At 30.1% G+C, this 15,333-nt stretch carries 18 protein-coding genes; 3 read left to right on the plus strand and 15 right to left on the minus strand.

Features of this window, described 5'->3' with window-relative positions; genetic code table 11:
* Positions 1-2: 2 nt before the first annotated feature.
* Together ABXT48_RS04355 and ABXT48_RS04360 are read right to left on the minus strand one after the other, a co-directional pair.
* Positions 3-1,031, minus strand: a complete 1,029-nt coding sequence (locus tag ABXT48_RS04355; protein WP_415302618.1) for a ribonucleotide-diphosphate reductase subunit beta — start codon at positions 1,029-1,031, stop codon at positions 3-5.
* Entirely contained in the window at positions 1,022-2,959 is a 1,938-nt protein-coding gene (locus ABXT48_RS04360; RefSeq protein ID WP_415302619.1) for a ribonucleoside-diphosphate reductase subunit alpha, read from the minus strand. The genes ABXT48_RS04355 and ABXT48_RS04360 overlap by 10 nt, the downstream gene beginning before the upstream one ends.
* A 156-nt stretch (positions 2,960-3,115) precedes the next feature.
* Between ABXT48_RS04360 and ABXT48_RS04365 the strand changes: the two genes are divergently transcribed.
* The 3 genes from ABXT48_RS04365 to ABXT48_RS04375 are packed head-to-tail and all read left to right on the plus strand — an operon-like array spanning position 3,116 to position 6,014.
* A complete protein-coding gene (locus ABXT48_RS04365; protein WP_415302621.1) occupies positions 3,116-4,570 on the plus strand; it encodes a phosphomannomutase/phosphoglucomutase in 1,455 nt (484 codons plus the stop codon).
* On the plus strand, positions 4,554-4,835 hold the full coding sequence (locus tag ABXT48_RS04370; RefSeq protein ID WP_415302623.1) for a hypothetical protein: 282 nt from the start codon (positions 4,554-4,556) through the stop codon (positions 4,833-4,835). Before ABXT48_RS04365 ends, ABXT48_RS04370 begins: the two co-directional genes overlap by 17 nt.
* A 39-nt stretch (positions 4,836-4,874) precedes the next feature.
* On the plus strand, positions 4,875-6,014 hold the full coding sequence (locus ABXT48_RS04375) for a glycine cleavage T C-terminal barrel domain-containing protein (RefSeq protein WP_415302625.1): 1,140 nt from the start codon (positions 4,875-4,877) through the stop codon (positions 6,012-6,014).
* A 123-nt stretch (positions 6,015-6,137) separates the two neighbouring features.
* Here the strand turns inward: ABXT48_RS04375 and ABXT48_RS04380 are convergent, their stop codons facing one another.
* The 13 genes from ABXT48_RS04380 to ABXT48_RS04440 form a co-directional block, all read right to left on the minus strand.
* Complete coding sequence (locus ABXT48_RS04380; protein WP_415302627.1) at positions 6,138-6,515, minus strand: hypothetical protein; 378 nt, start codon at positions 6,513-6,515, stop codon at positions 6,138-6,140.
* Positions 6,516-6,518: 3 nt separating this feature from the next.
* Positions 6,519-7,082 carry a hypothetical protein gene (locus ABXT48_RS04385; protein ID WP_415302629.1) on the minus strand — a complete coding sequence of 188 codons (564 nt, stop codon included), beginning with the start codon at positions 7,080-7,082 and terminating at the stop codon, positions 6,519-6,521.
* Between the two features lie 607 nt (positions 7,083-7,689).
* Positions 7,690-7,959 (minus strand): hypothetical protein, encoded by a 270-nt coding sequence (locus tag ABXT48_RS04390; RefSeq protein ID WP_415302630.1) that lies wholly within the window; start codon positions 7,957-7,959, stop codon positions 7,690-7,692.
* Between the two features lie 23 nt (positions 7,960-7,982).
* Positions 7,983-8,852, minus strand: a complete 870-nt coding sequence (locus ABXT48_RS04395; protein ID WP_415302632.1) for a GIY-YIG nuclease family protein — start codon at positions 8,850-8,852, stop codon at positions 7,983-7,985.
* Positions 8,849-9,109, minus strand: a complete 261-nt coding sequence (locus ABXT48_RS04400) for a hypothetical protein (protein WP_415302634.1) — start codon at positions 9,107-9,109, stop codon at positions 8,849-8,851. Before ABXT48_RS04400 ends, ABXT48_RS04395 begins: the two co-directional genes overlap by 4 nt.
* Positions 9,099-9,677: a hypothetical protein gene (locus ABXT48_RS04405; protein ID WP_415302636.1), complete on the minus strand. Its 579-nt coding sequence runs from the start codon at positions 9,675-9,677 to the stop codon at positions 9,099-9,101. Before ABXT48_RS04405 ends, ABXT48_RS04400 begins: the two co-directional genes overlap by 11 nt.
* Positions 9,678-10,253, minus strand: a complete 576-nt coding sequence (locus ABXT48_RS04410; RefSeq protein WP_415302637.1) for a hypothetical protein — start codon at positions 10,251-10,253, stop codon at positions 9,678-9,680.
* Positions 10,254-10,313: 60 nt separating this feature from the next.
* Complete coding sequence (locus ABXT48_RS04415) at positions 10,314-10,943, minus strand: hypothetical protein (RefSeq protein ID WP_415302638.1); 630 nt, start codon at positions 10,941-10,943, stop codon at positions 10,314-10,316.
* Entirely contained in the window at positions 10,940-11,521 is a 582-nt protein-coding gene (locus tag ABXT48_RS04420) for an HD domain-containing protein (protein WP_415302640.1), read from the minus strand. The genes ABXT48_RS04415 and ABXT48_RS04420 overlap by 4 nt, the downstream gene beginning before the upstream one ends.
* Before the next feature lie 15 nt (positions 11,522-11,536).
* Positions 11,537-11,854 (minus strand): DUF6804 family protein, encoded by a 318-nt coding sequence (locus ABXT48_RS04425; RefSeq protein ID WP_415302641.1) that lies wholly within the window; start codon positions 11,852-11,854, stop codon positions 11,537-11,539.
* Entirely contained in the window at positions 11,847-12,185 is a 339-nt protein-coding gene (locus tag ABXT48_RS04430; protein ID WP_415302643.1) for a hypothetical protein, read from the minus strand. Before ABXT48_RS04430 ends, ABXT48_RS04425 begins: the two co-directional genes overlap by 8 nt.
* Before the next feature lie 45 nt (positions 12,186-12,230).
* Complete coding sequence (locus tag ABXT48_RS04435; RefSeq protein ID WP_415302645.1) at positions 12,231-12,626, minus strand: hypothetical protein; 396 nt, start codon at positions 12,624-12,626, stop codon at positions 12,231-12,233.
* Between the two features lie 11 nt (positions 12,627-12,637).
* Positions 12,638-15,325 (minus strand): UvrD-helicase domain-containing protein, encoded by a 2,688-nt coding sequence (locus tag ABXT48_RS04440; protein ID WP_415302646.1) that lies wholly within the window; start codon positions 15,323-15,325, stop codon positions 12,638-12,640.
* Positions 15,326-15,333: the final 8 nt, after the last annotated feature.

Genomic DNA, 15,333 nt, shown 5'->3' on the forward strand with positions numbered 1-15,333 from the left:
AATTAACTAAAAGCTTCTGTCCAAGTTCCCTGGGTTGATGCTTTAGAATATTCAGTAGAACGACCTTCAAAGAAGTTCATGTGTTCAACTGCATTCAACATAGAATCTAACCAAGTAAGTGGATTTTTTTCCACATCATAAATTGGGTCTAATCCAAGTTGAGATAATCTTCTATTAGCAATAAATCTTATATAAAGTTTTACGTCTTGCGCTGTAAGACCTTCCATAGGACCCATTTCAAAAGCTAAATCAATAAAAGCGTCTTCATGCTCAATGATTGTTCTGCATGCTTTATAAAGTTCTTTTTTTAATTCAGGATTCCAGATTTCTGGGTTTTCATGAATGAACTCTTTAAACAATCTAATCATAGAATTACAGTGCAACGTTTCATCTCTTACTGACCAAGTAACAATTTGGCCCATCCCCTTCATTTTGTTATGTCTTGGGAAGTTAAGTAAGATTGCAAAACTTGCAAATAATTGTAAGCCTTCAGTGAACGCACTAAATACAGCTACGGTTAATGCAATATCTTTTTTTGAACTCATGTCAAAATTTTGCATGTAGTCGTATTTATCTTTCATCTCTTTATATTTCATGAATGCAGAATATTCTGATTCAGGCATTCCAATAGTATCAAGTAAATGAGAGTAAGCAGCTATGTGAACTGTTTCCATTGAAGCAAAAGCAGTCATCATCATTAAAACTTCTGTAGGTTTGAATACAGTTGTATAATGTCTTAAATAACAATTTTGCACTTCAACATCAGCTTGAGTAAAAAATCTAAAAATTTGTGTTAATAAATTCTTTTCAGACTGAGTTAAATTTTTCTGCCAATCTCTAACATCATCACCAAGTGGCACTTCCTCTGGCAACCAATGAATTCTTTGTTGTGTTAACCACGCATCATAACACCACGGATATCTAAATGGTTTATAAACTGGATTTTCAACTAATAGTCCCATTTTTTGTGGTTGAACTATTTCATTTTTTTCTGGTTGAATAATTTTAGTATTCATTTTTTCTACTGACATGATAGGCACTCCTCGTATTCTGGTTGTTCAGTTGTTTGTGGTTTTGACTTATAAACGTTCGCAGTAACATCTGTTGCTTTAGTATCATTAACATTTTCCGCGCGTTGGATTGATTTTGATCTGCAGTAATAAAGGCTCTTTAAACCTTTTTTCCAAGCATCAAAATGAATTTTATGTAGTTCTCTTTTGTGAATATCGGCTGGTACAAATAAGTTAATTGATTGAGCTTGAGATATAAAAGGTGTTCTATCTCCACTTAATTCAATAATCCATTTTTGATCTAACTCAAATGCTGTTTTAAAAACATCTTTTTCTAAATCAGTTAAAAAATCTAAATGGGAAACAGAACCTTCGTTTGTTGTAATACCAGACCAAACATCATCATTATTTTTCCCGTGTTTTTCTAATAACTCAACTAAATATCTATTTCTAACGTTAAATGAACCTGAAAGAGTTTTGTGCGTATAACTGTTAGCTGCAACTGGTTCTACTCCAGGTGAAGCTCCACCACAGATAATAGAAATAGAAGCTGTTGGTGCAATCGCAGTTTTGTTAGAAAACCTTTCATTAAAACCATAATCAGCAGCATCAGGACAAGCTCCTCTTTCGTCTGCTAAATCTTTTGAGGCTTGATCTACATGTTCTTGAATATGTTTAAATATTTTTTTATTCCAAGCTTTGCTCATAACTGATTCAAGCGGAATACTATGTTGCTGTAAATAAGAATGGAAACCCATAACACCTAGGCCAACACTTCTTTCTTTTTCAGCAGAATATTTTGCGTCATCAAATTGCTCAGGGGCTCTTTCAATAAAATCAGTTAATACATTATCTAAAAATCTCATAACATCATTAATCATAACGTTATCGTCTTTCCACTCATCATACTTTTCTAAGTTTAAAGATGATAAACAACAAACGGCTGTTCTATCTCTTCCATTTTTATCTATTCCAGTAGGTAAAGTTATCTCACTACAAAGATTAGAAGTTTTAACAGTTAAGCCTGCCAACTTATGGTGTTGTGGAATTTGTCTGTTAACTGTATCGATATAGATAATATAAGGTTCACCTGTTTCAATTCTAGCAGTTAATAATCTAATCCATAAATTTCTTGCAGAGATAGTTTGTTGTACAGTTCCATCAGCAGGACTTTTTAAAGCCCACTGCTCATCTGTTTCAACAGCTCTCATAAATGCATCTGATACTAAAATACCATGATGAAGGTTCAATGCTTTTCTATTTGGATCTCCACCTGTAGGTCTTCTCATTTCAATAAACTCTTCAATTTCAGGATGATCAATTGGAAGGTAACAAGCAGCCGATCCTCTTCTTAATGAACCTTGGCTAATTGCCATCGTCAACGAGTCCATTACTTTAATGAAAGGAATAATTCCTGATGTCTTACCAACTTTACCAATTTTTTCTCCAATAGATCTGAGGTTACCCCAGTAACTTCCAATCCCACCACCTTTAGCAGCTAACCAAACATTCTCACTCCATAAATCAAGGATTCCATTTAAGCTGTCTGATGCTTCATTTAAAAAACATGAAATTGGTAAACCTCTTTTAGTTCCACCATTTGATAAAACTGGAGTTGCTGGCATGAACCATAAATTACTAATGTAGTTATAAATTCTTTGTGCATGTAAATTGTCGTCTGCGTATGAACTTGCAACACGGGCAAATAAATCTTGATAAGATTCATTATTTCCTAAGTATCTATCTTTTAAAGTTGCTCTGCCAAAATCTGTTAATTTAGAATCTCTTGTTCTATCAATTTTAATAATAATGCCTTTTTCATTTTGAAAAAGTTCAGTGTCATTACTAAGTGAAAATAAATCTGGTCCTTTATTTTTTGAAAGTTCACTATTATCAGGGCTATATTCGGAGACAGCTTTCTTAAGTGCCTGTGATAGTATTTTGTTCATATTTTAATATTTTATAAGTTTTTTTTTACAAAACAACTACATGTTGTATGCTGAAAGCATTGATACACCATATAAATAGTTATTCAACAGAACATTTATAGAACATAGAAAAAAAATATCAATAAAAAAATAAAATGAATGTAAGAAAGGTTAACAATGACAACAAATTTAAAAATAGATCCATATGGCTTCAGGGAGTATGACGCAAGGTGGTTGTATGAGAAGGACATAAACCAACTCGGAATAGAGAATCTAGGTAAAGGTTTGGGCACTCAAATTATAAAACATACTAAAAAAACGAATCCAAGAGTAATTGTTGGTCATGATTATAGATCTTATAGTGAAGAAATAAAATCTGCTCTTAAAAAAGGACTACTTTCAACGGGATGTAATATTGAAGACATAGGTTTATCACTATCTCCTACTGTTTATTTTGCACAATTTAATTTAGATGCTGATGCTGTTGCAATGGTTACTGCAAGTCACAATGAAAATGGTTGGACTGGAGTTAAAATGGGTATCAAAAAAGGTTTAACTCATGCACCAGAAGAAATGAAAGAATTAAAAGAGATTACTTTAAATGAAAATTTCATAAAAGGTGAAGGCAGTGAAAAACAAATAGAAGGTTTTCAGCAAATTTATAAAGATGATTTAATAAATAAAAATAAAATAACAAAAAAAATTAAAGCAGTTGTTGCATGTGGAAATGGAACTGCTGGAATATTTGCACCTGAAATTTTAAGAGGCATTGGTTGTGAAGTTATAGAATTAGACTGTAATCTTGATTGGACATTTCCAAAATATAATCCAAATCCAGAAGATTTAGAGATGTTACATGCAATAGCAAAAGCTGTAAAAGATAATAACGCTGATATTGGTTTTGGTTTTGATGGTGATGGCGATAGAGTTGGTGTAATTGACAACACTGGTGATGAAATATTTTCAGATAAAATTGGATTATTAATTGCTAGAAATTTATCTAAAACTCATAAAGGCTCAAAATTTATCGTTGATGTAAAATCAACTGGATTGTACGCAACTGACAAAGTTTTAAGTGAGAATGACTGTGAAACTATTTATTGGAAGACAGGTCACTCACACATTAAAAGAAAAGTTAATACTGAAAAAGCATTAGCTGGATTTGAGAAAAGTGGACACTTTTTCTTTAATCAACCTTTGGGTTTTGGTTATGATGATGGAATTAATTCAGCAATACATGTGTGTCACTTGCTTGATAATCAAAATAAATCTATGCATGAAATCATAAAAGAATTACCTAATACTTTTCAAACACCAACAATGGCTCCCTTTTGTAAAGATGAAGAGAAATATCAAGTAGTTGAAGAATTAGTTAAACAAGTAAACGCTATTAAAGATAATAAAACTAAAATTGATGGCCAGGAAATTAGTGAAGTACTGACTGTTAATGGTATCAGATTTTCTTTTAAAGATGGATCATGGGGATTAATTAGAGCTTCATCAAATAAACCATCTCTTGTTATTGTAACCGAAAGCCCAACATCGAATGAGAGAAAGAAAAAGATCTTTGATTTCATTGATGACCTTTTACAAAAAACTGGCAAAGTTGGTGAGTATGATCAAAAAATATAAATATCTACTAATCCTTATCCTTCTTTTTACCTCTAAAAGTTACGCACTAAGTCCTGAATATGAGAAGGAATTGTACATTGGTTGTTACACTAACTCTAAGCAATACCTTGGTACAGATGGCGCTAAAATATACTGTCAGTGCACAATTGATAAATTAAGTGAGAAATTCAATGACAAAGAAATAGATGAAGTCTTCAGTAAAGAACCTGATGAAATTCAACAACTTACAGAGTTCGCTACAATTGAGTGTGAGGGTAATAAATAATATCTTTATATATGTAAAATTTTTTTATAGAATTTAAGTGTGTATAAAAAAAATCTTAACTTTGGAACTCAAGTTAGAAAATCTCCTTACTATAACTCAACAGTTAAATGGGGTGCAACAGGTTTTTCAGTTTATAATCACATGTATATTCCTCGTGACTTTGGTGATCCAGAACAGAATTTTTGGAATTTGGTTAATGAAGCAACTTTATCTGATGTAGCCGTTGAACGACAAGTAGAAATTACAGGACCGGACGCTACAAAATTTATTCAACTGTTAACACCACGTGATTTATCAAAACTTTCAGTTGGACAATGTAAATACGTTTTAATTGTAAATAATGAAGGTGGGATTTTAAATGATCCAGTTTTATTAAGATTAAAAGAAAACCATTATTGGTTGTCTCTTGCAGATAGTGATATTTTATTATGGGCACAAGGTGTTGCAGTAAATTCAAATCTTGATGTTAAAATTATCGAACCCGATGTCTCCCCTCTTCAATTACAAGGACCAAACTCTGGAAAAATTATGGAGGCTTTATTTGGTGAAAGTATTAATGATCTTAAATATTATTGGTTACGTGAATTAGATTTAGACGGCATTCCTTTAATAGTCTCTCGTACTGGTTGGTCAAGTGAATTAGGTTACGAATTATATTTAAGAGATGGCTCTAAGGGAGATGAGTTGTGGGAAAAAATAATGGCAGCTGGTAAACCTCACGGATTAAAACCAGGTCACACATCAACAATTAGACGTATTGAAGGTGGAATGTTATCATACCATGCTGATGCTGATATAAACACGAACCCTTATGAACTAAATCTAGGTAGACTTGTTAATTTAGATATTGAATCTAACTTTATTGGTAAAGATGCTTTAAAAAAAATAAAGACTGATGGTGTTAAAAGAAAGCAAGTTGGAGTAATTTTAGATTGTGATCCTTTAACTGGACCTAACACTACCTTTTGGGAAATCTTAAAAGACAATAAAGTAGTTGGTAAAACTACCTCTGCAGTTTACTCACCGAGATTAAAACAAAACATAGCCCTTGCAATGGTTTCAATTGACAATTCAGAGATTGGTACAGTGCTTGATGTTAAAATGAATGAAAAAATAGTTAAAGCAACGGTTGCTGAAAAACCTTTCTATGATCCTAAAAAGAAACTAGCTAGTAGCTAACAATAAGGGTATTTATAAACCATGTTAACTCCAAAAGATTATATTTCCCTATACTTACTAGTTATTATCTTAACAGTAGTCTCAGTTAACTTCATGTACCGTCTCTATTTCTAGTAATATTGTCTATTCTATATTACCAGTTTCAACATCACACTTATAATGCTCTAAAAACCTATCATTTTTATAATCATACTTTGATAATGTCATGCTAGGTTCTGTATCTCCATTAAGCACGATCATTTGAAACCCTAATTCATAATCTGCAAACCTTGCAGTTATCTGGTTTTCACCAATATCTAATTTATTAGCTTCAATCATTACAAATTCACCCTTCTCTTTATCAAAGTATTCAAGCCCTACAGCTTGCATTGTAAATTTTAAAGGATCATGCTTTCTTCCAATGACTACATATTTCATATTAAGACATGAAATTTTTAAACCTTGATCAGCGTTAGAGGTTGTTGGTAATAATAATAAGATAAGTAAAATAATTCTTAACACTATCTAACTATCCAAATCATTAAGGGTTTTACATAGCTTATTGGCCTCTAAAACGGATGGAACAAGCTTATCTAATTTCCAGTTATTAGTAGTTATGTCAAAATACTTAGCTGCTTTAAAATCGACCCCATCTACTATCTCAATTTCATACTTCTGAAATTCATCATAGAATTCTTTTAAAAAATGCATGTATTCTTTAATAGGAAATGTACCCAAGCTAAACGATACCCTGTACCCCATTAAAAAAGGCGAAACACTAATAACATTTGCTGTTACATCTACACCGTTAATCTTTATAGGAATGTTTTTGTCTATTAATTGCTTAATATCTCCAGGTTTTTCATAAGTATAAAAAGTAAAGTTATTATAAACTTTTGTACAATCATCTTCTGATGAAATAAAAAAATTTAATGAATCCCCGTGAGTAATTTCACCTGATACTCTGGCATAGGCTAAGCTGTTAAATTGATCGATGGTCCATTCCTCATGATCTGCTTGAGCTTGATAAGCAATGACTAATAGAAACAAAAACAAATGAGCTGAGACAAAAATTAAGAACCGCTTCATGATTTAAGCTCCACATTTATTCCGTTTTCCTTGAATATTTTGATTATTTTCTCCCAAATGATGCTGTTATGGGTGCTTGGACTTAGTTCAAACTTGAAGGTTTGTTTGTAAACTGGGCTGCAGTTATCATAAGCAATGTAAGCGCTTACATGACAGTATTTATTAATACCGTTTATTTCCATATATCAAAACTCCTATTGTTGGTTGTATTTTTAAGGGAAAGTAATTTGTAGTTAGTAATGGTTTCACCCCTTCTCATATCAAGAGGTCTACGTAAAGAGGAGAACAATGAAAAGAAACGTAAACGGGTGAAAAGGAATGAAATCCAATGCATGATTCTACTTAGATCATTAATCTTTGTCTCCACTAAGTCTGAAATATGTTCTGAAAAAGATTTTTATTAAACATTAATAAAAGTTTTAAAATAACTAATGATAACTCTATGAGATGAAATTGTATGACATCCAAAATAAAAAACAAAGAGCTGATAACCTAATTATTACTTTTAGAGAAAATAGGTTTTTGAGATTAAAATCTAATAAGTCATTAAATATATCATAAGATCTTATTATTATTTCTTTAAATAATTTTCTTAAAGTCATAGATCCTAAAATTTTTGGTACCTCTCTCGTGCTTTGCACCATTCTTTTTTGCAATACCAATCAATAGCATAGCCAATAGCAAAACAAAGCAAAGCAAATCTTGTGACAAAAGTCGTTCCATAACCAAAAAATCCTGCAGGAATAGAACCTATGAAACTTGCTACAATACCTGCATAAAAAGAAGGATTATTATAGTTTAAATTATAGACAGGGTTATTTAATCTATAACGTTTGTCCCATTCTTCTAAATTTTTTAGTTTTTTTTTATTACTCATTATTCAAATTAAAGTTTTTTAATTTAATTCATCGCACAGGTTTTTATTATTGCAAAAAATACTATAAAAAATAACGAAATCATCCATATAGATAATGGTTTTTCTTTTTTTTTATTTTCTTTTTTTAAAATATTTGAAGTATTGGTAATTTCAATTTCATCTTCAATTACATCTTCAATTTTATTAGTAGATTCTTTTTCTATTGTATTGGTTTTTCTAATCAATGGTTTTGCTCTTTCTACGCGTTCTTTTGTTGAGACAACTCTTTTTAAACCACCCATAACATTATCAAAACTGTATTCTTTTATAATAGGTAAATTTTCAAAAGATTTTTTTATGTTTTTGTTATCTCCAATATTTTCATCTAAAGTTTTTTTTGCTAGTGAATATGAGCAGCTAAAAATTTCATAACATTCATTTTTTTTATTATTCTTTAAATAACTTCTATTTGTTAAATATTTATTTAATTTTTTATGTGTGTGAAATTCAATTTTTCCTGCATCTTTACACATTACTTGAAAAAGAATTATCCAATCATTGATCTCTCCATAACCTTCGTCATTTAATGATTGTTCCCGATTATTAATATCACTTGCAAAACCTACTTTAATAACTTCTTCCTTTTTAGAGCCTGCAATATAAATATATCCTTTTTCATAGTGTCTTTCTAAAAAAGCAATAGTTGCGGTATTACATTGAACACAATGTCCATTTCTAGTTCTCATTGAGTGGGAAAATTTTGCACAGGGAGTTACACCGATTGCAATAATCTTGTCTGTCTCTTTCATTGATTTATGATATGCAGTCTTTGATAAACCTGTGGCATCAAAGATTTTATCCAAAGATATTTTTTGTGTTTCTAAAAATTTGAGCTGTTCTTTTGTTATGTTCATCTATCCCAAGTTGTTTTAAAAGTCTTTGGATGGTCTCTTAAATCGTTTTCACATCTAGCATGGTATTGATAATAAGGATCACTAAGCAGTTTTCCTTTTAATTCTAGGCTTAATAATAATGGTGCAATTTCGTCATGCCCATATTTTACAAAATTTTCGTCAGCACATGTCTCTAACATCTTTTCAGTTTTATCTTCTGAACAAGAAATCAACAGTAGACCCAGAACTATGATTAATAGAATTTTTTTAATCATCATATATATCAAACTGCATTGTTTTAGAGTTTATCTCTGGTTTAACTTTTTGCAAAACAGCTCCTATTGATGCTGCTCTTCTTATTACCATTAAAGCATTTGCTATAGACTGAGGAGATGTATCTTTAATTTTTACCATTGATAAAGCTTTTTTCAGTGTAAGACCTTTTCTTACATCGTCCACACCAACTAGAACTAAATCATTTTCTTTGATTTCACTCTTACATTTTTTTTCATCAATCCATACCATCATAATTTCAGGTTTACCTTTTACAGTACAATGTATTTGAGCCATTGAAGCACCACTGCCAACAACTCCATAATATGCACTACCTTTTTTAAGAGGCTGTGTTTCAATAAATTTCTTTATATATTCAAAAGCTTCTTTTGTTCCTTTGTATACGAGTGATCCATTAGAAGCTGGAGTTTTTCTTTTTCTTACAATCTCATCAATTACTTTTTGTTGATGTGAAACATCTGAATAATCTTTTTTTCTTACAAAATGTCTAATAACTAAAAAGGTTATAAGAATTCCCCACCCAATTAAAGCTGCTCCTATTGAACCATTCATCTATTTATCAAAAACTCCTACTTCTAATAACTTAACAAGTTCTTTTGGAAGGTGTTTTTTGTAATTAAATTTTTCACATAAAGGAAAACACTCATATGAATATTTCCATAACTGAAAACCTTTTTTTCTTGTTTCAGGAAAGCATATCATTCCTATTGCTCCCATAAGAAATCCATGTGATGCGTTCATTGAAAGTGGTCCATATATTAATAGATCTCTTGGTATTGCTTCGTGCTGCCTCACTATATTAGCCATTATCAAGGCACTGTGATCAAAAAATAATAATCTCTCTTTTTCTGCTAGCAATTCTGGACTCTTTAAAGCTATTTTATGAATTGGTTTAGCCGTCTTGATATCAAATTTAATATAAAATTGATCAACACTTTCAAGGATAGCATCATAATTTTCAATGATATCCACCATTCCATCAAGAGCATGTGCAAATGCTATTCCGTCTCCATCACCGTTATGAGCAACATCTAATTGTCCTGTAGTCAATTCATCGAGTCTTCTAATCCAATTTGATTTTTGGGATAAGAAAATAGGTTTTAAAATCTTATCAATAAAAATTCCCATAGTAAAAAGCCTACCAAATCCCAAATTAGTTGTCTAGGTAATGAAAAGCTTGAGTGAAAACTAATTAAATTTGATTGAATTTATTACATTGATCATTTCATCATGCATTACTTCACAATCACCAATTGTGCAGCCTAAAGTAAAAATAGTTACTGATTTATCATAATTAACAAAATATTGTAATTGACTCCTGTTATATTCTTGGGCTTCGTGACCATAAAAAAGAATTGACTTAATATTCTTACTTAAATTTTCTGAAAACTTTTTTGAATTAACTTTGTTGTTGAAAAATTCTAAAATACAATCTGTTTGAACAAGTTTAAGCTTTGTCATTTTAATGTAACTTTTTTTTAAATCACTGCAAGTTTTCAGAACTTCTGAATCTTTAAATGATGGCATACTAGGGGCATTTTGAGTGTTCGCATTAATAATATTCCTCCCTCCTTCTTCAGAAAATATATATATAATTTTTTTATCATTTAGATTTTTAATAAATTTATTTAATATATTCTTTTTAACAATATTCTGTTTTATCAATTTATCTTTGACTTCATTAATATTTACATGACCAGCATAGATAACCTTACTACTAGTAGTTATTTGAAAATTCCAAGGTGTTAGATAAGTTTCTGCATAAGCATTCATGGAAAATAAATAAACAAAGACAAGAATTGATAAAAGCTTTTTCATTTTGATGCTTTCTTAATTTCTTTTACTACTGATAAATAGTTTTCTTTAAGTACATTGTGGCCTTTAAGATGTTTAGCAAACTCTTTATATAAACCCTCATAGTACCAAGCAACTTGTTTTGGTGTTGCTGTAAATCTCTTCCAGATCTTCTTACCTACTCTTTTGTGATCACTAACAATGCAAGTACCATTATGTAATTTATCACAAAGGGACACAAACATGGAAGATTGGCCTTTCTTCTTTATATCTGAAATATACTTTTTCTTTCTGGCTAGCCATGGTGGTTTAGGAACAACGATAGTATCACTACACTCATCAACTATTTTAGCTACATTGTTACCAAACAGTTTTCTAATTTTAATTAAGGTCTTTAACCCTCCTTGATCTTCAACAGCATCGTGTAATAAACCTCCTATAGCTTCATCAGTAGTACCACCATCTTCTATGATATTGTTACTAACTGAAACTAAATGAGTAAAATAAGGAATTCCAGTCCCCTTGCGGTTTTGTTTGAAGTGTATCTTATAGGTGAAATCTAAGGCTTTTTTGTATTTCTTTTTATCTATCTTTTTATTCATTCTTTATGGATTTCTTTATCCTATATTTTTTTTAATCTTAAAGAAACCATATATGTAGATTCCTGAAGTTATGAAGTTAATCGGCATCCATAATTCTCTACTTAATTTAACTGGGATAACTGGATTATATAAAATTAAAATCAATCCAAATAAAATTATAATTTCATTAATACCACCTGCATTTTTATAGCTATGATAAATTATTATGCCTGCTGTAATGCTTATTATTAAACGAAGAAGTGTATAGAATCCGTAAGGAAAAGAAATTAACGGTGCAAGTATTAATAAGACTGCTGGTATTAAAAGAAAAAGAGCGATCGAGTTTTTATTCATTATCATCAATTTTAAAACTTATTGGAGTATATTCTTCTTCAAAAGACCTACCCATATAATTAAAGTATTCATTGTAAGATTTAACACATTCTTTTTTTAGATCCTTAAGTGCAAGAAAAGTTTGACCATCAAGTTTACCTTCAGATCTGTGAATGCTTTGTATTTGATCAAGTATCTCTCTTTTATTTTTTAACAATGGCATAAGATCTTTTTTCGATCCTTCCGACATTGCTATTGAGTAATGAAGAAAGCCATCACATTGACCCATCATTTTTTTAACTTCTTTATGTAATATTTTGCTATTGCCATAAAAAAAATCAAATAATCCCATATTAAATCCTAACCCAGAACCACGATCCCTAAAAGTTTTTTCATCTTAATTGATATATATGATTAGAATTATTATTATTGCAGCTACCACTATGTAAATTAATTTATTGTTGCTTTTGTTTTCTTTAACTTCAATTTCAATTTCATTCTTTAAACTTTCTAAAGTATCGTTTTGAAAAGTTTCTTCTTTTGTATTGCTATTATTTATAACGTTATCATCTTCAGCCACATAATTTTCTACTGTTTCAGATGCCTTCCTTGGTTGTTCAGGGGTAATCGTTTTTTTATCTTTAATTTGTTTTTTAGAAACTTTTTTTGTATCTGATTTCGTGCATTTATGCTGATCATCTGTATCAGCATCAAATGGAACAAATTTTCCATGTGGCATTTTTCGAAGACTAATTCTTTCTCCACAGAATTTGCAATCAACAATTAAAGACATAGAAATTAAATCTAACTAGTTTCGCACATTGGATCAAGGCAAGAATTACGATCTATACCTGGTAGTTTCTTACATTTTTTACAAAATTTTGCTTTGCCATCACAATAAGGATATAGACTACAAACCCATGCATATCCATCTACTCTTTTAGGGTACTTCAAATACAATCTTCCATCAGTGCAGTTAGGACATGCCAGTAATATTTTATTTACAGTAGTCCCTGCATATTCAATTTCTGGATATTCGTCAGACTTCAATTCATTAATGAAATCAGATGGGAAAAAACTATTTGTACAAAGAAAAACTTTTTCTTTGGCCCTTGTTAACGCAACATAGAAAACTCTTCTCTCTTCTGCGTTGGCATAAGTTTGCTCTTCTGCTCTAACTAAATTCATTATTGGATCATTTTCCATTGTGCCAGGAAAACCAAATTTTCCAGTTTCTAGTTTCAATATAACTATCACATCAGCACCTAAACCTTTTGATTTATGAATTGACATAAACTCAATTTTTAAACTTTTATATTTTTTACTCAAATCTTCAGGTATTTCTTTTTCGTGACGATTATATCTGCCAAGTATAACAACATGCCATTTCTTATCTTTAGGTCTTTCGGAATCAATAAGTTTGAAGATATCATAAAGATAATTCTGATTGCCAAAGTCACTTTCAATAATTTCAATGGCTTTTTTTAATTTACTGGGTCGTGCGCTTATAATTTTTTTTAACTGAAGAGGATTTTTTTGAATAAATCTCGAAGAAACGTCTAATATAGGCTGTGTAAATCTAAAGCTTTTATCTAAATCAATTCTTTCTGTTTTTCCAAACACTTTTTCAAAATTAAAAGTGAAATTAATATCACTACCATTAAAACCGTATATGGATTGCCAATCATCACCAACACACATTATTCGACAGTCTTTTTGATTTTCAATTAGTGACTTAAGAAATTTATAACGGCCTCTCGAGATATCTTGATACTCATCTACGATAACTCTTTTAAAATTAATTTTAATATTTTTATTATTTATTAAGTAAGTCGCCCTAGCGATAAAATCAGCAAAATCTAGCTCTTGCCTGTCTTTTAGATATTTTTGATATCTTTTGAATACTTCATCAAAAAGCTCAATAAATATTTTGTATCTCTCACGTTCTGTTACATCTATGTGGGATAGATTGCTTGATATTTCATCTATAGTATATTGACCTTCTTTATAGATACCCAAAAAGTCAGAGATTAAACTTACTATTTTTTTATTAATACTACTTCTCTCAAAAATTTCTTTTATAATTTCTGGATCATTTGGCTTAATGTCAATTCCTATCTCCTTTAATTTTTTTTCTAGGTTTTGTAAGATTGTACCTTCTTGCCTTTCCCAAGAATAGGTCTCTATCAAAGTAGTATTGTGTTCTTTATGTAATGAACGTTTCCAAACAATGCTTGCATTATAAGTTTGACTGTTTATTTGTGGAGCTGTTTTGCCATCTTTGCCAATACCAAAATGTTCGAGGTATTTTCCATCACCTAAATAAAAATCTGGTCTGTATTGATTTCTTTTTAAGCTGGATGTTTTATGTTCATACGGATATTCATATTCATAATACACACCATTTAAATATAGCCAGTCAGCAATTAGTAATTCTTCGAAAGATTTAACTAAATCTCCCTTTAAAGTTTCAGGTTCGTGTTTTCTTAAATATTCAAAATAGTTTGTTTCAGAATTGAATTGATCCAAGTATTTAGCTGGATATCGATGATAGGAAATAAAATTTATTATTAGTTTTCTACATTTCTCATCTTTGATCATAACTCTTAAAATGTCAGCAATTAGATTGTGTAATACAAATGGTGATGTTGCGGCATCTGAAAGTTTATTTTTAGCGGCATCAAACTCCTGCACAATAGCTCTGCCTAAAGAGTGAAATGTTTTACTTGTAACGTCCAGTTTTACTTTATCTTTTACTCTTTCTTTAACTTCTACTGCTGCATCTTTTCCATAAGCCAAAACAAGTATTTCTTTTGAATCAATCTCATTTTTTTTAATTAGATAAGAAACCTTACCTACAACTGTAGAGGTTTTACCCGTACCAGCGCCTGCCACAACAAGTGTGGAATCTTCATCTGTTACAATAGATTTTCTTTGCTGTATTGATAGTGGATTGTCCTCAATTTTATCAAAAAGTGTTTTAAACTTTATCAATTCATTATCAATAAATTTATTATTTAAATCCTTAATAATATTTTCGTGATTTCTATAAAATTTAAGAACTTTTAGTTCATCTATATTTAATATGTTTTTTTTTGCTGCATAAATATTTAGTTCTTTTAAAATATCTTTATATTTTGCAACCCAGGAAACAATTAACTTATTGTTAATATACTTGTCATAATTTAAAAGTTCAGAAATATCATCAATAGCAGTATTTATTAGCTTAAGGTTTTTAATCTTAAATTGAAGATAGCTTGATTGGTTCCTTGTAAGTCTTTTAAATTCAATATTAGTATTTTTTAAAGAAATAGTAAGATTATCAAAAAGTATTCCTTTACTGACACTGATCTTTTTAATTTTTTCTATATTAAATTCTTCATTGTATTTATGTTTTGTATTTATAGAAAGATTTGAAAACTTTAATTTTAATTGTTTTGCCCCTAATAGCTTAAAAATAAATAAAGGATTAATTTCATGGCTGTTATCCATAACTTTTA

This window comes from Candidatus Pelagibacter sp. Uisw_101, from assembly GCF_047727615.1.
Lineage (GTDB): Bacteria > Pseudomonadota > Alphaproteobacteria > Pelagibacterales > Pelagibacteraceae > Pelagibacter.